Here is a 23,097-nt window from a genome sequence, read left to right on the forward strand (position 1 = left end):
GCAGCCCTGCTCGACTTTCAGCCATCGCCCAAATTGCTGACCGACCGTAGCTATTTCGAGGATACCAAGTACAACGAAAAGTTCTGGAACGGTTTTCATTCCAAAAAGAAATTATAAGCCAGCTCTACTGACCGGGTGACTCGAAGTCACCCGGTCAGTAGCAACTTGGGGTATTGTGTAAAACCTCCGAAATACCGAGCGTTTACTTTCTCACCCTACCCGAGCCTCGGAAACGATAAACCGGCACTTGGGACAACGAATCCGAGCCTCAGAAACCATGAACTGCCACTCCGGGCAATGAATCCGAGCCTCCGTTATCACGACCTTTTACTTTTTTGACGAATCCGAGCCTCGAAAAAGCGGCCTCCCTTTGGCGGCTACAAATCCGAGCCTCCGGAACGACAAAATACGTCAGCAGTAGCAAAACCGACAATCGGGAATGCAGCCTCTCGTCAGCGGCAAAGAAATCGACCCTCGAAAAAGCTGCCGTACGTTGTCGGCAACAAAATCGACCATAGGGAATGCAGCCTCCCTTTGGCGGCAATGAAATGGACCATCAGGTTAGCTGCCACAGTTGGGCGGCTACGAAACCCGACAGGAATTCAAAAAGACTCACCCCAGCGGGGTGAAATATGGGTAGCCCCGGGTAGAGTGGGATTCCGACGAATGTCGGAATCAAGCGGCACCCGGGGGTGGAGTGGTTTTGCATCTTTTGGCGCACGCACTATGTTGCTTGTTGTAAAGATTCTACATGCGCCGCATGGTTTGAATGATCCTTTTCTGTCCTGTTCTCTTTTTTGTTCAAGCCGGACAGGCTATTCCTTTTCCCTGCAGCTGGAAAAAGGAATCAAAAAGAGCCGCCGCTGAATGAAAAAGAGCTAAAACCGGTTTCCGCGTGCTAAAATTGTTCAAACTCCTCCCCCGATAAATCGGACTCGTCGGACAGGGCCAATTTTTTAACGCACGTTCCAACTGGTTTCTTAACGCTCCTTTTCATTAGGCGGGGTGCGCTTCGAACTTGCATTTTTACTGTAATGTTCCATTTGCGAACCTGACCTATTTGTATCAAAGCCGGAATCAAAATGAAAATCGGTCCGGTACAAAATAACCTTACTTATACCAATTAGAAGTGAAAGACCATTCACTGAAACATCTAAAGAAGAGACTTTCACAAAAAACATTCATGATTACGGGGAATCACCAACAGGAATGAAAGTGGATTCTTATGAATCAGATTGACCCTCCCATTCCGACTTTGTCGGAATTTCCCTCCCTCGCGAGGGAGGGCCAGGGTGGGTCCATTATACATTAGATACAAAGTAAAAACAGAAGAAACTTTCAGAAAGAAAGGGCATCCAAACGGACGCCCTTTCATGTTTTCAAACTAACCGATTTTATGGTGTATTAACCTGAATTCGATTCTAAAATATTTTCACAGAAAGTCATAATTGCGTCAGGTTTTTATTTAAAACTGCGAAGTCATAACGGGTTATATCGAGGAGTTTTTAAATAAAAAGATGGCGTGAGAATGACTTTCCCCTTAGGGCTTTGCTCTTTTTGTCATAAACTTCCTCCGATTTTCTTGAATTATCCCGATAGTACTGCGAAAACCAGTGAAAGTTTCTGATCAAAAAGAGCTAAAGCTGTGAATCATTTTAAAATCGAACTCAGGTTATTACGAACTTCTTGTTAAGCTTCTTCGAGGAACAGTTTCAAATCTTCGTCAACAGTTGTGATACCGCCAATTCCGAAGTTTTCAACCAGGACCTTAGCCACATTGGGCGACAGGAAGGCCGGTAATGTTGGTCCCAGGTGGATGTTTTTCACACCGAGGGCAAGCAGTGCTAACAACACGATGACCGCTTTTTGTTCGTACCAGGCAATGTTGTAAGCGATTGGCAGGTCGTTTACGTTGTCCAACTCGAAAATTTCTTTCAGTTTCAATGCGACAACAGCCAGTGAGTAGGAGTCGTTACATTGTCCGGCGTCAATTACGCGAGGGATGCCGCCGATATCTCCCAAAGGCAATTTATTGTAACGGTATTTAGCACATCCTGCAGTCAGGATCACCGTGTCTTTCGGTAGTTTGGTAGCGAATTCTTCGTAGTAGTCGCGGCTCATCATACGTCCATCGCAACCAGCCATAACAAAGAACTTGCGGATAGCGCCCGATTTTACAGCCTCAACAATTGGTTCGGCCAACTCAAACACCTGGTTATGGGCAAATCCACCAACAATTTCACCTTCTTCGATTTGAGTTGGAGCTGCGCATTTCTTCGCATGTTCAATAATCGCAGAGAAATCTTTCATTTCGCCATCTTTGCGATCCGGAATGTGGGTCGCTCCTGCCAGGCCGCTTGCTCCGGTCGTATAGATGCGATCTTTGTAGCTTGCCTTTTCCAGTGGAGGAACAATACAGTTAGTGGTAAAGAGAATCGGTCCGTTGAATGATTCGAACTCTTCTTTTTGCTTCCACCAGGCGTTACCGTAGTTACCCACCAGCTGCTCGTATTTCTTGAATTCAGGATAGTAGTTGGCCGGTAACATTTCGCTGTGGGTATACACATCAACGCCGGTTCCTTCGGTTTGCTTCAGCAGGTCTTCCATGTCGCGCAGGTCGTGTCCCGAAATCAGGATCGCCGGATTGTTACGTACGCCAATGTTTACTTTGGTTACTTCCGGATTACCGTAAGCCGAAGTGTTAGCCGCATCCAGCAAGGCCATCACGTCAACACCAAATTTACCGGTTTCCAGGGTCAGCCCAACCAACTCGTCAACAGTCAGATCCTGGGTTGTTTTGGCCAGCGCGTCCATCATGAAATCGAAAATTTCCTGCTTCTCATGCTTCAGGTTATAAGCATGCTCGGCATAAGCAGCCAAACCTTTCAGCCCGTAAATGATCAATGATTTCAGCGAACGAACATCTTCATTGGCGTCGCTCAACACGCCAACCTCTTTGGCTTTGGCTTCAAACTCCTCACCGGTAACAGCCGTCCAGTGGATGGAATCGTGATCGCCAAGTGGCAAACCGGCAGCAACTACTTTTGCTTTTAGCTCGTCGCGAAACTTCAGGGTTTTCTTAATGCGAATCACAAACGCAGTGTGGTCGAAATTCGCATTGGTGATGGTGCTAAACAAACCATCGAATACCACTTTATTAGCAGCCGGATCGGCCTGTCCAACTTCCTTCAGCTGGGTATTTAAAATTGAAACACCTTTCAAAACGAATAACAGGGTGTCCTGCAGGTTAGCAACATCACTGGTTTTACCACAAACCCCTTTGATGGTACAGCCTATTCCTTTGGCTGCTTCCTGACATTGAAAACAAAACATATTTTCCATAACACTTCTTCTTTATTTGGTTTAATTTTTAGACAATACAATCCCGGGGAAGCAAATTTTGCTGCTTCCGAAAGACTCCTGAAATGGGTTCAGGACAGTAAAACATCGTTGATTATTTGAAGGGAAGTAAGCCGGATTCCCTCGTTATGTCCGGCTTACATTAGATCAGATCCACTCTTCAGCCACTACTTCTCCCCGAATCCCGATCACAATTTCTTTCACAGGCACCTTGCGGCTAGCACGTTCGGTGGCCATTTGTACCAGTTGCGAAAGTCCGCCGCAACAAGGTACTTCCATAATAACGACCGTTATGGTATTTACTTTCGACTCGTCAATAAGTCGGATTAATTTCTCCAGGTAAATGGATTTTCCTTCATCCAGTTTCGGGCAGGCAATAACCACTTTTTTGCCTTTGATAAATGTTCCATGAAAATCGCCATGGGCAAAGGCTACACAGTCGGCAGCGACCAGCAGATCAGCACCGTTAAAGTAGCTTGCCGCCGGGTTAATCAGGTGCATTTGCACCGGCCACTGCTGCAGCTCACTTTTCCCGTTTCCTGCAACAGGTTGTTGTGGCGCCATCATGAAGGCTGGTTTTTCGAAGCTCACCGGAGCCGATCCGGGGCAACCGCCGCCGCAGCCACCACTTTCAGCGTGTCCTTCGGGCTTGCTGTTATGAACCGCACTCAGGATGGCCGGAACATCCAGTTCAATTTCATTCTGATGAGCACGCAAATAACCTACAGCCTCTTTCAAAAAACCGGTTTCGTTGTGATCTTTCAAATGTTTCAGGTGAGCAATCACGGTGTTGGCCCCTTTCGAGATCATCTGCTGAATCACGACTGTTTCATCATACTCATCCGCCTCGCGCTTCTCTATTTCAAGCGCCCCTTGCGGACAATGTCCCAGGCAGGCACCCAGTCCGTCACACATCAACTCACTAACGAGTCTGGCTTTCCCATCTATAATCTGAAGTGCTCCTTCGTGGCAGTTTGGAATACATACCCCACATCCGTTACACAATTCTTCGTCTATTTTAACTATCTCTCGTATCATTGTATTCAGTTTTTGTTGTTATTCAATCTTCTCTCTACGATCAAATCAACTATTTCCGATTGATTTACACAACAAATGTAAGATGTACCTGTTTGGAAAAGTGTACCAAATGTTACAAACAGCTAATTTCTATGCTAAATTTTGAATTATTAGTCAAGTCACCCGTCTTTAAAGGTCTTCAGGCGACTCAACTTGAAGGAATTATGGATGGTATACATTTTCAGATTCGGCGTTACGGCAAAAACGAGCAAGTTGTTTATGCCGGCGATCCCTGTCAGGATCTGTTGATCGTGTTGTCAGGAAGTGTGAAAGGCGAGATGTCCGACTACACCGGTAAAACCATTAAGATTGAAGACATCCCTGCCCCACGCCCGCTAGCTTCGGCTTTTCTGTTCGGGCAGAATAATCGGTTCCCGGTGAATGTCATCACCAACGAGGAGGTCAGTTTACTCTGGATCTCCCGCCCCGAGTTCCTGAAAATTCTGCAAAAAGATCAACGCATATTGACTAATTACCTGAATTCGATTTCCTCACGCGCCCAGTTTTTATCATCACGCATCAAGTTTCTATCCTTTAGAACCATTCGCCAAAAGATTGCCCACTACCTGTTGGATTTGGCGGGTGATCGCCTCGCTGTGGTTGAATTACCACTTTCGCAGTCGCAGCTAGCTGAGTTTTTTGCTGTAACACGTCCATCGCTGGCCCGCGCCTTAGGTGAGATGGCCGAGGAAAATCTCATTGAGGTACAACGCCGTACCATTCGCATTCTGGATAAACAGAAAATGAATGATTTACTGAAAGGCTAATCGGGAATAGTCGCAGGGGACAGTCACAGTATTCAGCTGGAACTTAGCACCTTTAGGCGGGATACAGTTAAAGTTTGCAATAATATCGTATCATGAAGGAATTTAGAAGAAGCAATAAGCTATTTTATCAATTCGACCAATTGAGGAGTGATAATCTCCTTCACTTCACCACGACGAAAGTCAGCTGGGAAGGTGATGGGAAAACCCGCTTCACAGGAGACACAGGAACAGCGCACCTGGATTACCGCAAAGAACTGGCAGCCGGTTTAGGAATTCAACAAGAGCAACTGGTCTTCCCCCGGCAAACGCACAGCAACCACATAAAAATTGTCACCCAACCTTTAAATGGAGCCGAGATTACGGATACAGATGCTTTGGTGACCAATGTTCCGGGATTGTGCATCTGCGTACAAACCGCTGATTGTGTTCCTATCCTCCTTTACGACCCGGAGAAAAAGGTCACCGCAGCTATTCACGCCGGATGGCGGGGAACCGTCAACCAACTTGTTAGCCAAACGGTACAAAGGTTGATTGCTGAATTTCACTGTGCACCCGAAGATCTGATTGCGGGCATTGGGCCGTCAATTTCACAACCGAATTACGAAGTTGGCAACGATGTTATTGAAGCTGTAAAAGCCAACTTTGAAAACCATTCTGAACTTTTAAGTTCGAACGGGAAGGTCGGCAAAGCCTTCTTCGACCTATGGAAAGCCAACCAAACACAGCTCGAAAAGTCCGGGGTGCCATCAGCTCAAATTGAAGTGATGGGATTATGCTCATTCAATGGCGACAAGGAGTTCTATTCGGCACGACGCGACGGTGCAGCAACCGGCCGAATGGCAAGCGGCATTATGCTACGTTAAGATTAGGTCTGAACGTTTCGTAAAGATTGTTTCATCGTTGCGAAAAACTTCTCCTACCAATGACAGATCGAATGACTGAAGGATAGATGGAATGAAGGATTGAAAGAGCTTCATATTTGACTCAAATTCCAGATTTAAAATTTCAAACTTCAAAAGGGAACGCAATACAATCGCGCACCAGCGAGGGGAAAGTGGTCAGTCGCAGTCGTGGTAACTTGAAACTTTAAACTCGAAACTTAGAGAATTGCGCTTTCTTACTTCTACATTTTTTATTGGTTATTCGATATTCTACATTTCAAGGATTGAGTCCTCCCTGGCCTTGTTACCAATGACGGATAGAAGGATTGATGGATTGAAGGAGCCACAAGATCCCTGGCCCATTACTTGTCCCGAACTTGCTTCGGGAGGGCTTCGACATCAATAGAAATACGCCCACCTCAGGATATCACGATGCTGGTAAACGCGCGAATGTTTAACCGCGGAGAAGACGCAAAGGGATTGATTAACGATTTCCGATTATTGATTAACGGTTAACAATTGAGTGACCAGCAAAGAGTAGCAACCCCCTAGCCCCTAGGGGTAACTATAACCGCAACTTGAAACTCGCAACTTGGAACTTTAATCCATTTTTAAGTTCGCCAGAACCAACCGGTAAACAAGGTCAGAACCGGGAAAATTTCCAGACGTCCTAAAAGCATGGAGAAAGAAAGCAGGTATTTCGATCCGTCGCTCAACATCGAAAAGTTCGAGGCAGGACCAACCAAGCCGAAACCAGGCCCTACACCTCCCATTGTTGTGAGAACTGAACCAAATGAAGTTGGCCAGCTATTTCCCAGGATCATCATGATAAAGGTTCCGATGATCACCACCCCATAGTAAATGATAATGAAGGTGATCACACTACTGACCTGCGAGGTATTCAACATTTTATTGTTGTACTTCACATTAAACACCGCCTTGGGGTGAATAACCCTTCGGATACTGCGTCTCAGATACTGAAGGCTGATCACATGGCGAATAACTTTCACCCCTCCACCGGTTGACCCGGCACAAGCACCAACCAACATTAAAAAAGCCATCAGGATAATCCCCTGAATTGGCCAAACTAAGTAGTCGGCTGTCGCAAAACCGGTGGCTGTAATGACCGATACAACCTGGAAAAAGGAATCGCGAAAAGCCTTCTCGAATGTAATCTGCTGATTGAAATACAAAATGAAAGTAAGGATAAACCCAACCCCGATAATTACCTTCAGGTATAAATGAAGTTCCTGGTTTTTAAGGGCTTGTTTGTATCGTCCTTTTATCGCCAGCACATGCAAGGCAAAATTGATCCCGGACAAAGCCATAAAAATGGTAATTACATATTGAATGTAGGGTGAATAATCGGTGATACTCGTATTCTTCGTTGAGAAACCGCCTGTGGCAACAGTCGCAAAAGAGTGGCAAATACTATCGAATAGGGGCATCCCGCCAAACATCAGCAGAATGGTTTCCAAAACGGTAAAGCCAACATAGATCATCCAAATATTTTGGGCCACATATTTAATCTTGGTACTCACCTTTTCTTCGACAACAACCGATGCCTCAGAGCTAAAAAGCTGGGTTCCGGAGATTTTCAGGAAGGGCATAATTGCAATCACCAGCACGATAATCCCCATTCCACCAATCCAATGGGTAAGGCTACGCCAAAACAGAATACTTTTGGGCAATGCTTCAATATCAGTCAGAATTGACGACCCGGTAGTTGTAAAACCAGACATCGATTCGAAAAAAGCATCAACAAAATGGGGGATTGCTCCTGTTACCAGGTAGGGAAAACTTCCAACCAAAGCCAGAATAATCCATCCAAAAGAAGCAATAACCAAGCTCTCACGAACACCTGGTTCAGCGTTGTGCGATTTGCGCGTGCTGACATTCAACACAGCACCAATGCCAAGAGTCAGGAAAATAGCCCGGATCAAATCGGGACTGATATGTTCTTTATAAATCAGGGAAACAATAAACGCAGGAATCATGAACAGTCCTTCAAACAAGATGATGACTGAGATGATGTGGATGATGATGAAGATATTTATTTTCCTGTGCTTCAAAGCGATCCTAAATTATTCAAATAAAAATAAAACAACTTACCTAATGCTATTTATTTTGAACGAACTATTTAGCTCAGACTTAAACAAGATTTATCAAATACCTGACAAGAGTCTACTTCTTAAACAGCGGCACGAAATTAGAAATATCATCGTATGTCAAATCGATTAGCACGATCTTTTTTAATAATCACAAAGCAAATTAAGAAGAAAGTAACATCGCCATTGATTCGGTTTTTAAATTTCGCCTCAATATTTCTTCAAAATTTTGCTCCCCCTAACGGGATACTGTATCTTGTAGCTGAGTCTGTTTCAACCTTAAAAACAGCCCGACAGAAGGTGATTACGAACGATGGAAATCACTACATTTGCCGGCAAATTAAATAACACAAAAGGGCACACAGCCCTGATCAGATAGCTTTTTAGAAATAAATAATACGTTTATGAAAGTCTTTAAGTTCGGAGGAGCATCCGTAAGCTCGGCACCAGCGATTAAAAATGTCACATCAATATTGGAGATGTATCCGGGGAGAAAGGTGATGGTAATTTCGGCCATGGGAAATACAACCAATGAATTAGAATTACTGGTTCGAAGTTATTATAAGAAAGACCGGAAAATGCCGGAGATTCTGGAACGAATAAAAGCTTACCATGAACAAATTATTGAGGAACTAGCCATTGAACAAGCTAACCTGAAGCAGGTGCACAATTTGCTGGCTTCGCTGGAAGAACGGTTAACCCGCGTTCCCTCACTTCAGTTTGATTATGAATACGACCAGGTTGTTTGCTATGGCGAGTTGCTATCAACAGCCATCGTTTCAGCCTACCTCTATCAAAACGGCATACCCAACAAATGGGTCGATGTACGCGATAGCTTACGCACCGATGCGACCTACCGCGAAGCGACTGTCGACTGGAAATGGTCGGCCATGTTAGTCAATAACAATTTCTCATTCAACGGGGTTGATTTGTGCGTTACTCAGGGTTTTATCGGCTCAACAACCACCAACCAAACCACAACACTGGGGCGCGAAGGATCCGACTTTTCTGCAGCTATTTTGGCAAACCTGCTGAATGCTGAAAGTGTAACCATCTGGAAGAATGTTCCCGGTGTTTTAAATGCTGATCCGAACGATTTTACGGATACCGAAAAGTTGGAAGTGTTGTCGTACAAAGAAGCGATCGAATTATCCTATTCCGGCGCAAAGGTTATACACCCCAAAACCATCAAACCACTACGGAACAAGAACATCCCGTTGTTTGTACGTCCTTTCGATTTCCCGGAGCAAGCAGGAACAGTCATAAAAGAAGTGGACTACCAACTGGAACTGGTTCCGGTGTATATCCTGAAGAAAAAGCAGGCACTGATTACCTTGTCACCCGACGATTTCTCCTTTGTTGGCATCGACATACTTTCCGAAGTCTTCAGCTTTTTCAAAGCCAACCGAATCAAGGTAAACCTCATTCAGCAATCGGCAATCGATCTTTCGCTTTGCATCGACGAGCCTGAAGTAGGTCTGGAGTCGGCTCTGGTGGAATTGCGAAAAACATTTGATGTACGTTACAACACGGATTTGATCCTGGCAACCATTCGTTTTTACAATGATGAATCGCTCGCTAAGATCAGCCATGGCCGGGAAGTGCTTATGGAACAAAAAAGCCGGCGCACCGTACGCATGGTGTTGAAATAAGCCCTGGAAATGAAAGACAAACTGATCAATAAATTGTACTTTTAGAGATCGATTTAACCTTTACGTTTATCTTACTAACCGAACCATGCAGAAAAAAACCAGGAAAAAGAAGAAGCTGTTGCCAATACTCTTGGTGGTTGCTCTCGTTGCTATTATCGTGCTGATTATTGGCAAAAAGAAAGGCTGGATTGGTTCAGATTACCTTGTCAATGTTGTTACCCAAAAGGTGGAAAGCAAAACGATCACCGAGCTGATTACCGCGAATGGCAAAATTCAACCCAAAACGGAAGTAAAAATCAGCCCCGACGTCTCCGGTGAGATTATTACGCTGGATGTGAAGGAAGGTGACGATGTAAAGAAAGGACAGTTACTGGTCGTCATAAAACCAGATATTTACATTCAATCGCTCAACCGTGCTGAGGCAGGATTAAATGCCGCCAAAGCAGCTCTGGCGCAGGCACAGGCCCGACTCATGGAAGCCGAGTTAGGATACAACCGCTCCAAAACCTTGTATGATCAGCAAACCATTGCGCAATCCGATTTTGAATCGGCTGATGCATCTTTTAAAATTGCCAAAGCTGAAGTACGATCAGCCGAATTCTCAGTGAAATCGAATGAAGCATCGGTTGCAGAAGCACAGGAAGAACTGACCAAAACAAAAATCTATGCTCCGATGGATGGCACCGTATCGCGCCTGAATGTGGAAAAAGGTGAACGTGTAGTCGGCACCAACATGTACGAAGGTACCGAACTGATGGTAATTGCCGACCTGGAACAAATGGAAGTGAAGGTTGAGGTGAATGAAAACGATATTGTCAAAGTGTCGAACAATGATACAGCACTGATTGAAGTTGACGCTTACCTGAAACGCAAGTTCAAAGGCCTGGTAACCGAAATTGCCAACTCGGCCAATACGAGTGGAACCTCGGGCGACCAGGTAACCAACTTCGATGTTAAAGTTCTGATGCTAAAGGATTCGTACACCGACCTCATTGACTCCATCGGAATGAACCGCTATCCTTTTCGTCCGGGGATGTCAGCCACGGTCGATATTCAAACAGAAACCCGCGACAATGTGATTTCGGTTCCCATACAAGCCGTTACTACCCGCGTTGAAAAGGCCGAAGAGGATAGTATCAACGGGACAAAACAGGAAGAACGAAAGCGGGAAGTCATCTTCGTGATACGAGATGGTCGGGCTTTCGGACAAACTGTCGAAACCGGAATTCAGGATAATCAGAATATCGAAATTTTGAACGGGTTGAAGGCTGGGGATGAAATCATTACCGGGCCGTTCAATGTTGTTAGCCGAATCCTGAAAGACAGCACCGAGGTGAAAGCGGTGCAGGAGAAGGATTTGTTTAAGAGCGACAAATAAAACGAACGACAAGCCATCCGTTTAACATTTAAAACGTTAATCCTTGTTAAGCTTCGGCATTTCAGGGAACACTTCTTTGATGACAAAGCTCATTATTTCTACTTTTAAACCTCCGAAAATAAGGATTCAGGAAAAAGCTTGTTTTCAATCCTTATCGACTACTAACTACTACAAAATAAAAGATGACTAAAAAAATTTCAGTGATGATGTTCCTGACTTTATTAACGCTGTTTGCAGGAGCTCAAGATGGAAAGACAGCTTGGGACAATACGATCAACAAGGATTGGCCCAAAAACTTTAATCAGGTCGAAATTAAATCCACAGCCGATGCAAGTTTGCAAAAGGCTATTTTTCATGCCAGCTCCGAGTCGGAACCACAGCCTTTAATTGTTTCGTTGCACACCTGGAGCGGCGATTACCTGCAAAAAGATCCCTTAGCCGATGAAATTCTACTGCGCGGCTGGAACTATATCCACCCCGATTTTCGAGGATCGAACACCAAGCCGGAAGCTTGTGGCAGCAACAAGGTAATTCCGGATATCGAAGACGCCATCCATTACGCCATCAAACATGGTAATGTAGATACAACCGAAGTTCACATTATCGGAGTTTCGGGAGGAGGTTATGCCACTTTACTGGCATTTATGCAAATCAACTACCCGGTGAAAAGTTTCAATGCCTGGGCATCCATCTCCGATCTCGAAAATTGGTATTGGGAGTGCAAAGGCCGCAATTTGAAATATGCCACACACCTGGAACAAGTAACCACCAACGGCCATGGCTTCGACGCTGCAAATGCCCGTAAACGATCTCCCCTTTTCATGAATTACCAGGCAGAAAAACGAAAAGGGGCAAGTCTCCATATTTATGCCGGAATTCATGATGGATATACCGGCTCTGTTCCAATTTCTCAGTCAATCAACATGTACAACAAACTGGTTGATGAGATGTATCCTGACAAGGCAGAGTCCAAAATCAGCCAAACAGAAGCCTATTCATTATTGACCAAGCAAATTAACCCGGAAGCTGATGTCAATGCAAAAATAGGAGGCCGACAGATTGAACTGCAAAAAGAACTTCCCAATCTTTCGTTTACCTTGTTCGACGGTACCCACGAGATGTTGGTCCCTCAAGCCCTTGCGCTAATAGATCAAACGAAGAAATCGACAAGCAAACACTTCAATATATTGACGATTGGTGATTCGAACGGAACCTTCCCCTACAGCTGGACACAACAGCTTAAGAAATTACTCCCTTATTCAACGCTGGTCAATCGGTCGATTGCCGGGAATACCATCGGTTTCGATAACCTGAACCGGGAAGAACTAAACACCTTACGAAATATTGATCGTTACCTGGATGAAGCTTACACTGAATTAGGCGATGGAAAAGACTTCGATTACCTGTTTATTAACCTCGGCACCAACGATACCAAGAAAGTATTTGCAAAACGCCAAAAGGAGGTTTATGCGAACTTTGAGAAGCTAATCAGTATGGTTCGCACCTATTTGAGCGACCATGGCAAGAAAACACCTGTAATTTGTTGGGTTTCGCCCTCGCCAATGGATGGGACAAAAGCAAACCCGGTGAAATACGAAGGTGGTGACAAGCGTATTCAAACAAATAACAAGAAGTTTGCGAAGCTGGCTGAGAAGGAGGACATTAACTTCCTGAATACCTACTGGACACTAAAACCCGATTTTGAGCACAAAACTGCAGATGGTGTTCACCTGCTTGCTCCGGGACAATTCTGCTTAGCTTCGGAGATTGTGAAATGGATTAATCAGCAGTAGGCAGAGCTCAGGTTAATACAAAGAGGAATCCCGGTTCTAATGGGGGAAAGAGCCGGGATTTTTGTTGAAATATGTAGAATATAAGAGATGGGGAAATTTTTCAGTTCTTGTCGAACTTCAACTGAAAAATGTCTTTATTTAATTTTTGCAGAGCAATCACAAGATCGAAAATGATGAGTAGGTGTTTCATACGCCAACAAAAAAAGATTATTCACAAAGTATTATACTTCTAATCTTAGTTGACTTCTGGAAGGGTACAATCTGTTCCTTGAGGAACCGGTTCAATCAATGAGAAATACAATTTACGACAAAAATATCTTAAATCAAAATCCTTTTCAATACGGTAATTCCCGTAATTTTCCATTCAAGACAAGACCCGAAATTCCCATTTTATTGGCAGCCTTCAAGGCATCTTTTTCAGTGTGAACAATCGGCTCGCCCTTCGCATTAAAAGAAGTGTTAATCAATGCTTTAATACCATATTTTTCATCCATATAAATCAAGAGGTCCCAGAGGAAGGGATTCTGGTTGCGATTGAAGATGGTCTGTATTCGGGCTGTTCCATCGGCATGCACGGCACCGCTTAGCTCCGATCGTAGCTCCGGTAAAATTTCAAAATCGAGCAACATGTACTTGCTTAACGAATCAATTTTGGGCAGTCCGGTAAAGTACCGGGCATTTCGTTCAAGCATAATCGGGGCCAACGGCCGATACCATTCACGCCCTTTGCATTTCATGCTTAGCTTTCGGGACAACTCCTTGCTATTTGCAACAGCCAGCAAACTACGGTTCCCCAAAGCCCGCGGACCAGCTTCACCAAAACCATTGCATACCCCCACAATCTTTTCCTTTAGCAATAGTTTAGCCACCTTTTCTACTTCCTGAGTCTCAACCTCAACGGCATCTGTCCCGAGTCCCCAGTTGTTCAGGTAAGGTGTGTGTTGCTTCAACTCGCCATACTTTTGCCATTCCAGAAAGGCTGCTGCACCCAATGCTAAACCAGAATCATCGCAACAAGGCGGTATAAAAACATGGTCGAAGATCTTTTCCTTTACCAAACGGGTGTTGGCAACGATATTTAGAGCGCAACCACCACTGTAATACAGATTTTTCGTTAACGTTTGTCCCTGTAAAAGCCGAAAGATCTGCACGGTCTCGCGAACGAAAATCTCGTGCAAGGTAGCCATACAATCCAAAATGAAAGGATGACGCTGATCAAAGGAGCGCAAATCAACATTCCAGTGCTTTTTCACCTCGTGAAAAAAGGCTGATTTCTTACTCCAAATATTTTCGAAGAACTCATGTTCACGCAACCAGGTCTCCAGCTCGTAACGGTACTCACCATGACCTGCCAGACCCATAAATTTCCCAGGGACACTGTTCTGCTCATTCAGCTTGGAGCCAATGACCGAAAACACAAACGCATTGGCATTAAAAATCGAGGTCAGGAATTTATAATCCCAATGTGCTGACAGCTTTACCAGTTTTTGATTCCGGTAGGTCCAGGCCGAAAAATTACTTTGGCTGGCTCCACCATCAAAATGCACCAACAAACTATTTTGCTTGAGATTTCCGTAAAAAGGCAAGCAGGTAAAGATATGTGCCAGCTCATGATTTAACACCCAAGCCTCCTGCTGTCGCCCAAACCACCAACAACGGCCCTCTTCCTTATCAGTAGCCAAAAGGCGGTTCATTGGTGCTTCAAACCGAACAGTTCCTTTCTTATTGATAAAGGCCCGTCCAACTACATTATCAACAAAAACCAGGTCGAACTCCTCTGCTAACAGCTTTTTATCGCGCAGCAAGTCCTCCAGTTTCAAATGCAGCTTATTGTCGCGCTTATGCCGGGTTACCCGCTCCAGCTGCACAAAATCACGAACCTGTCCATTCTCCATGATGCACATATTATGATCGTGCACATAGAAAGGATGTTCGTATTCATCGCGATCCTGAATTCCGTAAATAGCTAATGTTGGCTTATTCATATCCATCGGCCTATCCAAATTGCATGTAAATCACTAAGGCGATCAGCAGATAAACAAATAAGTTACCCCAAAACTGCTTGCGCATAAAAATGAGGTAGTTTGAAAACAAGAAGGTTAAAGGAATGGCCATAATCACCAAAATTTCCTGCGAAACCGAGGGGACTAAAAACAGAATAGCTACCGAAATGACAAACACGACGAAGAAAATCTGGAAATATTTTCGGGTACTTACCTTCTTTTCGTCTAGCTGCGAAATCAAAAAGAAACTTCCCAGCAAGGTCAGGAATATCAAGGCTCCCAGATAAATCTGAAAATTCAGATTCGCTTCCAGAAAATTATTGGATGTCATGAAATTCTGACGAATGGTCTGCCCCAATTCCGGTAATGAATCGGCGAAAAAATAATAGGAAAATCCGTATAGCCAAGGAATCGACAAGCCCAAAACCGGGAGAATAAAATTTCGCCATTCCGGGTTTTTCCGAATCAATACAAAGCCAATCCAAACAATCGGGAAATAAAATAACAGGTTGAAATAGAACAGAGATCCCACACCAATCAGGAAGCCGGCATCAAAGGCATTGGAGTTTGGTTTTTTGATCTCATAAGCCCCAAAAATCCGGTTAATGGCTAACAGTAAAAACAAGGCACCAAAATAAACCGGATGTAAACGGTGTAAGGTCACCAGCCCACTAAGGATGAGCACAAACACATTGGAGGGCAAAAAGGTGCGCACCCGGATAAAGGAATACACGGAATTCATCCGGAGAATCAGAAAGGCAAGCATCAAAGTCAGGCCAATTGTTAGCAGGTTGCTAACCAGCGGCGACCACTCATCCAAGGCAACGAATGGGTGAAACAGGAGCATCTGATCCTCGCCCGCAAAAAAGTGAAAGCTTTCCGGACTGATATAAGCACGAAACCACAAGATCAAAACGAACAGTGGTATCGTAATGAAATGATAAGCCTGATTTGTTTTAAGAAACCGTAATATCATTCTCGAAAATTGGATTTTCCGTTATAGGGAAAATCCGGGATTCTTATAAATCGAATCCCAGATCTTTGCGGTAATATTTTCCTTCAAAATTAATTTTCTCAGCATTAGCATACGACTGTGTCAAGGCCGACTTCATATCCGTTCCATAGGAGCTGATCGCAATTACACGGCCACCATCAGTTACCACATCGTTACCTTTTTGCTTGGTTCCGGCATGAAACAAAATACTGTTTTCAGTGGCATTAAAACCACTCATCACGATTCCTTTGCTATAATCACCGGGATAACCGCCGCTGACTAACATGACAGTAACAGCAGCACGTTCGTCAATTTCAATTTTTTGCTCACCCATAGTACCTTCGGCAGCAGCCAACAATAAGTCGACAAAATCCGACTTAATTCGCAGCATTACAGCCTCCGTTTCGGGATCACCCATGCGAACATTATACTCGATAACAAAAGGATCACCATCCACGTTGATCAATCCAAAGAACACGAATCCGTTGTAAGGAATGCCATCCTTTTTAAGTCCTTCAACAGTTGGCTTTACGATGCGGTCTTCAATCTTTTTCATGAAGAGCTCGTCGGCAAAAGGAACAGGACTAATAGCTCCCATCCCACCCGTATTCAAACCGGTATCACCTTCGCCAATGCGTTTATAATCCTTTGCTTCCGGAAGAATTTGGTAATCTTTCCCATCAGTAATGGCAAAAACGGATAATTCAACTCCTGAGAGGAACTCTTCGATAACAACTTTACTACTTGCTGCACCAAACTGACCATCGAGCATCTCTTTCAACGATGCTTGCGCTTCAGCCAAGTCTTCAATAATCAGCACACCTTTACCGGCAGCCAAACCATCAGCTTTCAGCACGTAAGGTGCTTTTAGGGTCTCCAGAAAAGCGACACCTTCAGCCAGATTACCGGCTGTTACCGTTAAATACTTTGCTGTTGGAATATCGTGGCGTTGCATGAAAGCTTTAGCATAGTCCTTGCTTCCTTCCAATTGTGCACCTTCTTTTTGAGGGCCAACCACTTTGACCTGTTTCAGTTCCTCGTCAGCCAGAATAAAATCATGCAATCCTTCAACCAAGGGCACTTCAGGACCGATTACAACTAAGTCAATTTTCTTTTCAAGAATTACTTTTTTCAGCCCTTCGAAGTCACTTACGCCAACCGGGATATTTTCACCCAGCTCAGCGGTACCCGCATTTCCCGGTGCAATAAAAAGTTGGTTTACTTTTTCAGATTGTTTGATTTTCCAGCTCATGGCGTGTTCGCGACCACCCGAACCGATAACAAGAATATTCAACATGATATCAATCGTTTTAACAAGTTCAAATATAAGATTTAGTTCTCTTCAAACAGAGACTGCGGATCGCCAATGCTAAATCCTTTTTCCCGCAAGCCCCGGATCACCAGAGGCAATGCTTGTTTCATATTTTTTTCGGCCTTCAACGAATCGTGAAAAATAATCACCGACCCGGGCCTCACATTTCGCAATACATTTTGGCTTACCTGCTCAGGTGTCAATCGTTTGTCAAAATCCCGGCTAATGATATCCCACATAATGAATCGATAGTCGGCCTTCAACTTTTTAAACTGACGAATACGCAACAACCCGTGTGGCGGACGAAACAGCTTACCGGGAATGTAGCCGGCGGCCTTTTCAATATTCCGGTAGTAAGTCTCATCGTCATTCCTGAGCCCCTGCATATGGTTGAAAGTATGATTTCCAACCAAATGTCCTTCATCCTGCACCTGTTGAAACAGCTCCGGATGTCGTTGGACATTTTCGCCAACACAGAAGAAGCAAGTCTTCAATCCTTCAGCTTTCAAAAACCGAAGCACCCACGGTGTTACCTCCGGAATGGGTCCGTCGTCGAAGGTCAGAAAGACCTCCTGGCTCTTTGTTGGAACCCGAAAAACTGCTCCCGGAAACAAACGGGTCAGCAGATGAGGCAACCGGATGTTCGGATGAACGAAATGCATTAGCGCTGACTTCCGTATCGTCCTAAAAAGTCGTTAAACTGATCTGTAATATCTTTCGCCAAGTCAGTTTGCTTGTACTTTTCAGATGTCATTCCCATATCGCGAAGGAAATACAGAATTCGCTGCATTTGCTCATCAACCGATGCCTGAAGGTCACTATCCATATTCAGGTAGTAGTTCATCTCGTCCTTATAATCCTTCATGATGTCACGCATCAGCGTATCCCCTTTCGCTGTTGCTCCGGCTGCAAAATAGTCGGCCGCAGTTTGTTGTGAGAAATAGTTATAGGGAACGATATTTTTAGGAATTAGCTCCAAACAGCGATCAAGCACCTGAATAGCGGAATCTTTTTTATTTTCCTGAATCAGACTTTCGGCCAACCGGTTAAAGTTATTCCGAATGTTAATCATCATCCGCTGGTTATTTTCGTCAATGTAAACCTTCGGATCGTTCATATTACCCCATTTGAAATCCCCCATCATATGCTTATACATTTTGTCGGTATTCACCGTTCCAATATATAAACCGTTCGATTTGGTTTTCACCGGAGTGAAACGGTAGGCGAAACCTTCCAGCTGGAAATAATCTTCAAGGCCCAGGTATTTATCACGGCCAACAGTGATCGCAAAATACAATGGACGTTCCCAATTAGAGTTTGCCAACATATCGAGCACCATCAACTCATCTTTTACCAGGTAATTTTTCTTGCTTAGATCGATGAAAATGGTATCTGCAATCTGATCGTACATTTCGGGCGGAACAACCTTATTCCGAATGACCGCTTCCTTATCAACTTTCAGGAATAGTTTTTTAGAAGGAATATACGAAGCGTTATCAGCCTGCGTCAATTTCGTTCTTGGATCTTTATCGCGAACAAAATCCAGAGCCTTATGCAACTCAACAGGCCCCTTCAACCGCGGATCATCCATCAGGTATACCACATCATTCGTTCCCTGCACAACCTGATCGTGTGTGAATTTGATCGGCAGCGGTTCTGAGGTATATGCTTTACGCTCCATTTGGTCAATATACCAATCGGTTTGCAGGTAACTCAGGTTACAAACGCGCATATCGGTCCGTACACCTTCAACCTCCTGGTTGTACCACAAGGGGAATGTATCGTTATCGCCATTGGTAAAAATAACCGCATTTGGCGCACAGGTATTCAGATAATTAGCCCCAAAGTCGCGACAAGTATAACGATTTGAACGATCGTGATCATCCCAGTTTTCAGCAGCCATCCGTCCGGGAACTGCCAAAAGGCAGATCGCCGTTAACGCACCGGCCAGAACTGTTCCGGGGACCTTTTTCTTTAACAACTCATACAAGCCCAACACACCGAGCCCGACCCAAATCGCGAAGGCATAAAATGAACCTGCGAAAGCATAGTCACGCTCGCGAGGCTGATGCGGATACTGGTTCAGATAAACAACAATGGCCAAACCGGTCATGATGAATAGCAGCATCACCACCCAAAAATCCTTTTGATTACGCTGATAGTGCACAAACGCACCAATCAAACCAAGTATTAATGGCAGGAAGAAATAGGTATTTCGTCCTTTATTGTTTTTGTATTTATCCGGCAAATCAGACTGATCGCCCAAGCGTGCAGAGTCGATAAAATTAATCCCGCTAATCCAGTTTCCGTTCAGCGGATCACCATGCCCCTGAAGATCGTTTTGTCGCCCGACAAAGTTCCACATGAAATAGCGGAAGTACATGTGAACAACCTGATAACGCAGGAAGAACGTCAGGTTCTCGCCAAAAGTAGGCTCCATAATCGTCTTGGGCTTCCCATCATCGCCGGTAATAGTTACAGGTTTCCCTTTGATACCGGCCCACGCTTTGTAATCCTCAATATGATCAGCTTGTCTACTCCACATACGAGGGAAGAAGGTTGTCAGACTGGAATCGTATTTCGGTTTCTGGCGCACATCGGCTACCACATATTTACCATTTTTCTTGATGTAATAAGGCTTATCTTTTACATAGGGAGTCTCTTTATCCAGCGGCGTATTGTAATACGGGCCAAACAACAACGGCCGATCGCCATACTGCTCACGGTTCAGGTAACCTAACAAGCTGAATACGTTGTCCGGGCTATTTTGATCCATCGGAAGATCAGCAGAAGAACGAATAACGATCATGGCAAAAGAAGAGTAGCCAATCAGGATTACAGTAACTGAAACCAGGATTGTATTCAGCAAGGCTTTCTTCTTGGTGTAAGTATACCAGATCCCGAAAACCAGCAGACCCACTAACAGAATAGCGTAAATAATTGCTCCGGTATTAAACGGCAACCCAAACCCGTTTGTAAACAATAGCTCGAACCAGGATGCAACCGTGATAACGCCAGGAATAATGCCGTACATTACTGCACCAAGCAGCACAATTGACAAGATAAAACTGATAATAATACCGTTCCGGGTAGCTTTATATTTTCTGAAATAATAAACAAATACAATTGCCGGAATTGCCAACAGGTTCAGCAAGTGAACACCAATGGATAAACCGACCATATAAGCAATGAAAATGATCCAGCGGTTGGCATGTGGCTCGTCGGCCTCGTTCTCCCATTTCAGGATTGCCCAAAACACAATCGCTGTAAACAAAGATGACGTTGCATACACTTCAGCCTCAACAGCCGAAAACCAGAAAGTATCTGAAAAGGTATAAGCTAAGGCACCAACAGCCCCACTCCCCAATATCGCAATCGTTTGAGACAGACTTGGCTGACCGTCAAATTTGATCATCTTCCGGGCCAAATGCGTAATGGACCAAAACAAAAACAGAATTGTTAAACCACTGGCAATAGCCGACCAGGAGTTCATGAGTTTACCGGCTTGCTCGGGCGAACCAAACAAGGTAAAAAACCGACCTAAAATCATGAAAAAAGGAGCACCCGGCGGGTGACCAACTTCTAATTTAAATGAGGTAGTGATAAACTCGCCACAATCCCAAAAACTTGCTGTCGGCTCAATGGTCAGCAGATAAGTGATTGCAGCTATAACAAATACCACCCATCCGGTGATATTATTAAGCATTTTGTAGTTCTTCATCTTCTCAATGATTTCATTTTAGGTCGTCGACCTGTTTCTATAATTTCGTGTTGTTTTTGCTTGTCTCCTGCAATTGAAATACTTCATTGGAACGAAAAAATCCGGACCTCACCACATGGCCATAAACAACTGATTAGCAATAGCCATCTAAGTTAAAAAGGTACGGCATTCTCCTAATTTCAATTTTTATGTTTGCGAAGATAGTACATTCTTTCAACTGTCGCCAATTCGATCCTTAAATTAAGGCATTTTAACAAGCTTCTAACAAACGAGTTCTCCGATTGAAACAATAATCTCCCGGACCATATCCCTACTTCGATTCAATTGTTAGCTTTCCTGTTTTCAATCCTTTTCCTTTAACCTGCAGGGTTATATCTCCCGCTTGTTCTGTGCTCTGCACCAATACAACAAGTTTCCCGCTGAAAAGCTTCATCGTTGGCAAATGGAATAGCTCCAGCGATGTTGCATCACCGTTGCAAGCGGCTCGATACGTACCGGCACCATCAACTTTAAAGCTTAGTTGATTGGTCGCTGTTGGACAAGGAATGCCGTTTTGGTCAACCACCGATACGGTTACAAAGCTGATATCGTTCCCATCAGCATCAAGCGTTGACCGATCCGGTTCCAGTACGATTCGATAGGGCTCGCCCGCTGTATGAATTACTTTTTCATCGACAGGCTTTCCGTTATCATCAAATGCCACCACTTTTAGTTCTCCGGGTTCGTATACCACATCGTTCCACATCAGGCGGTAGCGTTCCAGTTTCGAATTGTTGTTTTTAGTTCGAACCCCCATGCTCTTGCCATTCACAAAAAGCTCGGCACTCTTGTAGCTGGTATACACAAAAACAGGGATGGTATCACCCTCCATGCCTTTCCAATTCCAGTGCGGTAAAATGTGCAAGGTCGGTTCGTTGGTATTCCATCGACTCTTATACCAGTAGTAACGATCTTTCGGTAAACCCGCCAAATCGCAAATACCAAAGTACGAACTGCGAGATGGCCAGTAGGTGTCGTAAGGAGTCGGTTCGCCCAAGTAATCGAACCCGGTCCAGACAAACTCTCCAATCACCCAATCTTTATCATCCTGTAACACCGCATCATCTTCCGGCAGGTTACTCCAGTTACAGTACTCCAAATCGTACGATGAACACTGCCCGTCATCATACATTTTACCAACCGCTTTCTTAACCGGAAATTTATAAATCCCCCGAGAGCTCACGGTGGAAGTCGTTTCGGAGCCTAACAACAAACCTTGCGGGAAACGGTCGTAAGCCTCTTCGTAAAGATGCGTTCGGTAATTCAGTCCGGGCACATCCATAATTGCTCCAAAGCCGGATTCCATCACTGCTTTCACCTGGTCCATACCTACGGTAACCGGGCGAGTGGGATCTTCACGATGGAAGATATCCTGCAGCATTTTGGCGCGTTTCACCCCTGCGCTCCCATGCTGATCGGGAACTTCGTTACCACTACTCCACATCACAATACAAGGGTGATTACGTGTTGCATCGACCAGGTTAACGATGTCTTTTTCGTGATATTTATCGAAGAAACGGTTGTAACCATTTTTCACTTTGGGCTTTTTCCACTCATCGAAACTCTCTGCAAGGAATAGCATCCCCATTTCATCGCAAAGCTCCAGTTGTTCCATCGAGGGCATATTGTGTGCACTACGAATGGCGTTGGCACCCATGTCCTTCATAATTTGAATCTGACGCCGCAAAGCCGCTTTGTTGACAGCAGCTCCCAAGGGTCCTAAGTCGTGATGTAAGCAAACGCCTTTAAACTTACGGACCTTGCCATTCAACTTAAATCCTTCGCCAGCCTTATAGCTGATCGTCCGAACCCCAAAACGAGTGGTTTGCTCATCTTGCAGCTGACCGTTTTCATCGTATAATTTCGACTCGGCATAATAGAGTGTTGGCGATTCCGGGCTCCACAACTGCGGATCCTTCAAAGCTATGTTTTGCTCAAACTCGTCACCAAACAGGGTTTGTGCAGAACCTGATGCGAGGACATTTCCGGCAGCATCTTTAATCTCTGTTTCA

The 23,097-nt window shown here is 44.5% G+C and carries 14 protein-coding genes; 5 read left to right on the top strand and 9 right to left on the bottom strand.

Annotated features, from left to right (window positions below; translation table 11 throughout):
• Nucleotides 1-1,689: 1,689 nt before the first annotated feature.
• Nucleotides 1,690-3,342: a hydroxylamine reductase gene (hcp, locus tag AC37HE_RS10690; protein ID WP_500782830.1), complete on the bottom strand. Its 1,653-nt coding sequence runs from the start codon at nucleotides 3,340-3,342 to the stop codon at nucleotides 1,690-1,692.
• 165 nt (nucleotides 3,343-3,507) lie between these two features.
• Nucleotides 3,508-4,398: an ATP-binding protein gene (locus AC37HE_RS10695; RefSeq protein ID WP_500782831.1), complete on the bottom strand. Its 891-nt coding sequence runs from the start codon at nucleotides 4,396-4,398 to the stop codon at nucleotides 3,508-3,510.
• A 131-nt stretch (nucleotides 4,399-4,529) separates the two neighbouring features.
• Here AC37HE_RS10695 and AC37HE_RS10700 point away from each other — a divergent pair, with 131 nt between their 5' ends.
• Together AC37HE_RS10700 and pgeF are read left to right on the top strand one after the other, a co-directional pair.
• Entirely contained in the window at nucleotides 4,530-5,204 is a 675-nt protein-coding gene (locus AC37HE_RS10700; protein WP_500782832.1) for a Crp/Fnr family transcriptional regulator, read from the top strand.
• A gap of 92 nt (nucleotides 5,205-5,296) precedes the next feature.
• Complete coding sequence (gene pgeF, locus AC37HE_RS10705; protein ID WP_500782833.1) at nucleotides 5,297-6,067, top strand: peptidoglycan editing factor PgeF; 771 nt, start codon at nucleotides 5,297-5,299, stop codon at nucleotides 6,065-6,067.
• 629 nt (nucleotides 6,068-6,696) lie between these two features.
• On the opposite strand, the gene AC37HE_RS10710 is transcribed toward pgeF, so the two are convergent.
• Nucleotides 6,697-8,157 carry a TrkH family potassium uptake protein gene (locus tag AC37HE_RS10710; protein ID WP_500782834.1) on the bottom strand — a complete coding sequence of 487 codons (1,461 nt, stop codon included), beginning with the start codon at nucleotides 8,155-8,157 and terminating at the stop codon, nucleotides 6,697-6,699.
• Nucleotides 8,158-8,597: 440 nt separating this feature from the next.
• On the opposite strand from AC37HE_RS10710, the gene AC37HE_RS10715 reads away from it, so the two are divergent.
• From AC37HE_RS10715 to AC37HE_RS10725, 3 genes are all read left to right on the top strand, one after another.
• Entirely contained in the window at nucleotides 8,598-9,845 is a 1,248-nt protein-coding gene (locus AC37HE_RS10715; protein WP_500782835.1) for an aspartate kinase, read from the top strand.
• A gap of 85 nt (nucleotides 9,846-9,930) precedes the next feature.
• On the top strand, nucleotides 9,931-11,223 hold the full coding sequence (locus AC37HE_RS10720; RefSeq protein WP_500782836.1) for an efflux RND transporter periplasmic adaptor subunit: 1,293 nt from the start codon (nucleotides 9,931-9,933) through the stop codon (nucleotides 11,221-11,223).
• A 182-nt stretch (nucleotides 11,224-11,405) separates the two neighbouring features.
• Nucleotides 11,406-13,016: an SGNH/GDSL hydrolase family protein gene (locus AC37HE_RS10725; RefSeq protein WP_500782837.1), complete on the top strand. Its 1,611-nt coding sequence runs from the start codon at nucleotides 11,406-11,408 to the stop codon at nucleotides 13,014-13,016.
• Nucleotides 13,017-13,351: 335 nt separating this feature from the next.
• Here AC37HE_RS10725 and AC37HE_RS10730 read toward each other — a convergent pair whose 3' ends face one another.
• The 6 genes from AC37HE_RS10730 to AC37HE_RS10755 form a co-directional block, all read right to left on the bottom strand.
• Entirely contained in the window at nucleotides 13,352-15,001 is a 1,650-nt protein-coding gene (locus AC37HE_RS10730; RefSeq protein ID WP_500782838.1) for a carbamoyltransferase C-terminal domain-containing protein, read from the bottom strand.
• Nucleotides 15,002-15,011: 10 nt separating this feature from the next.
• Entirely contained in the window at nucleotides 15,012-15,995 is a 984-nt protein-coding gene (locus AC37HE_RS10735) for a DUF6427 family protein (RefSeq protein ID WP_500782839.1), read from the bottom strand.
• 43 nt (nucleotides 15,996-16,038) lie between these two features.
• Nucleotides 16,039-17,310, bottom strand: a complete 1,272-nt coding sequence (gene purD / locus AC37HE_RS10740; RefSeq protein ID WP_500782840.1) for a phosphoribosylamine--glycine ligase — start codon at nucleotides 17,308-17,310, stop codon at nucleotides 16,039-16,041.
• Between the two features lie 35 nt (nucleotides 17,311-17,345).
• Nucleotides 17,346-17,987, bottom strand: a complete 642-nt coding sequence (locus tag AC37HE_RS10745) for a polysaccharide deacetylase family protein (protein WP_500782841.1) — start codon at nucleotides 17,985-17,987, stop codon at nucleotides 17,346-17,348.
• On the bottom strand, nucleotides 17,987-21,046 hold the full coding sequence (locus tag AC37HE_RS10750) for a glycosyltransferase family 117 protein (protein ID WP_500782843.1): 3,060 nt from the start codon (nucleotides 21,044-21,046) through the stop codon (nucleotides 17,987-17,989). The genes AC37HE_RS10745 and AC37HE_RS10750 overlap by 1 nt, the downstream gene beginning before the upstream one ends.
• Before the next feature lie 310 nt (nucleotides 21,047-21,356).
• Nucleotides 21,357-23,097, bottom strand: a 1,741-nt coding sequence (locus AC37HE_RS10755) for a glycoside hydrolase family 2 TIM barrel-domain containing protein (RefSeq protein WP_500782844.1), incomplete at its 5' end; no start/stop codon positions are given.

The sequence above is a fragment of the Mangrovibacterium sp. genome, assembly GCF_059905295.1.

Excerpts from the sequence above, each read along its gene's own strand:
- hcp (WP_500782830.1), bottom strand. The coding sequence starts at position 3,342 with ATGGAAAATATGTTTTGTTTTCAATGTCAGGAAGCAGCCAAAGGAATA.
- AC37HE_RS10695 (WP_500782831.1), bottom strand. The coding sequence starts at position 4,398 with ATGATACGAGAGATAGTTAAAATAGACGAAGAATTGTGTAACGGATGT.
- AC37HE_RS10700 (WP_500782832.1), top strand. The coding sequence starts at position 4,530 with ATGCTAAATTTTGAATTATTAGTCAAGTCACCCGTCTTTAAAGGTCTT.
- pgeF (WP_500782833.1), top strand. The coding sequence starts at position 5,297 with ATGAAGGAATTTAGAAGAAGCAATAAGCTATTTTATCAATTCGACCAA.
- AC37HE_RS10715 (WP_500782835.1), top strand. The coding sequence starts at position 8,598 with ATGAAAGTCTTTAAGTTCGGAGGAGCATCCGTAAGCTCGGCACCAGCG.
- AC37HE_RS10720 (WP_500782836.1), top strand. The coding sequence starts at position 9,931 with ATGCAGAAAAAAACCAGGAAAAAGAAGAAGCTGTTGCCAATACTCTTG.
- AC37HE_RS10725 (WP_500782837.1), top strand. The coding sequence starts at position 11,406 with ATGACTAAAAAAATTTCAGTGATGATGTTCCTGACTTTATTAACGCTG.
- AC37HE_RS10730 (WP_500782838.1), bottom strand. The coding sequence starts at position 15,001 with ATGAATAAGCCAACATTAGCTATTTACGGAATTCAGGATCGCGATGAA.
- AC37HE_RS10735 (WP_500782839.1), bottom strand. The coding sequence starts at position 15,995 with ATGATATTACGGTTTCTTAAAACAAATCAGGCTTATCATTTCATTACG.
- purD (WP_500782840.1), bottom strand. The coding sequence starts at position 17,310 with ATGTTGAATATTCTTGTTATCGGTTCGGGTGGTCGCGAACACGCCATG.
- AC37HE_RS10745 (WP_500782841.1), bottom strand. The coding sequence starts at position 17,987 with ATGCATTTCGTTCATCCGAACATCCGGTTGCCTCATCTGCTGACCCGT.
- AC37HE_RS10750 (WP_500782843.1), bottom strand. The coding sequence starts at position 21,046 with ATGAAGAACTACAAAATGCTTAATAATATCACCGGATGGGTGGTATTT.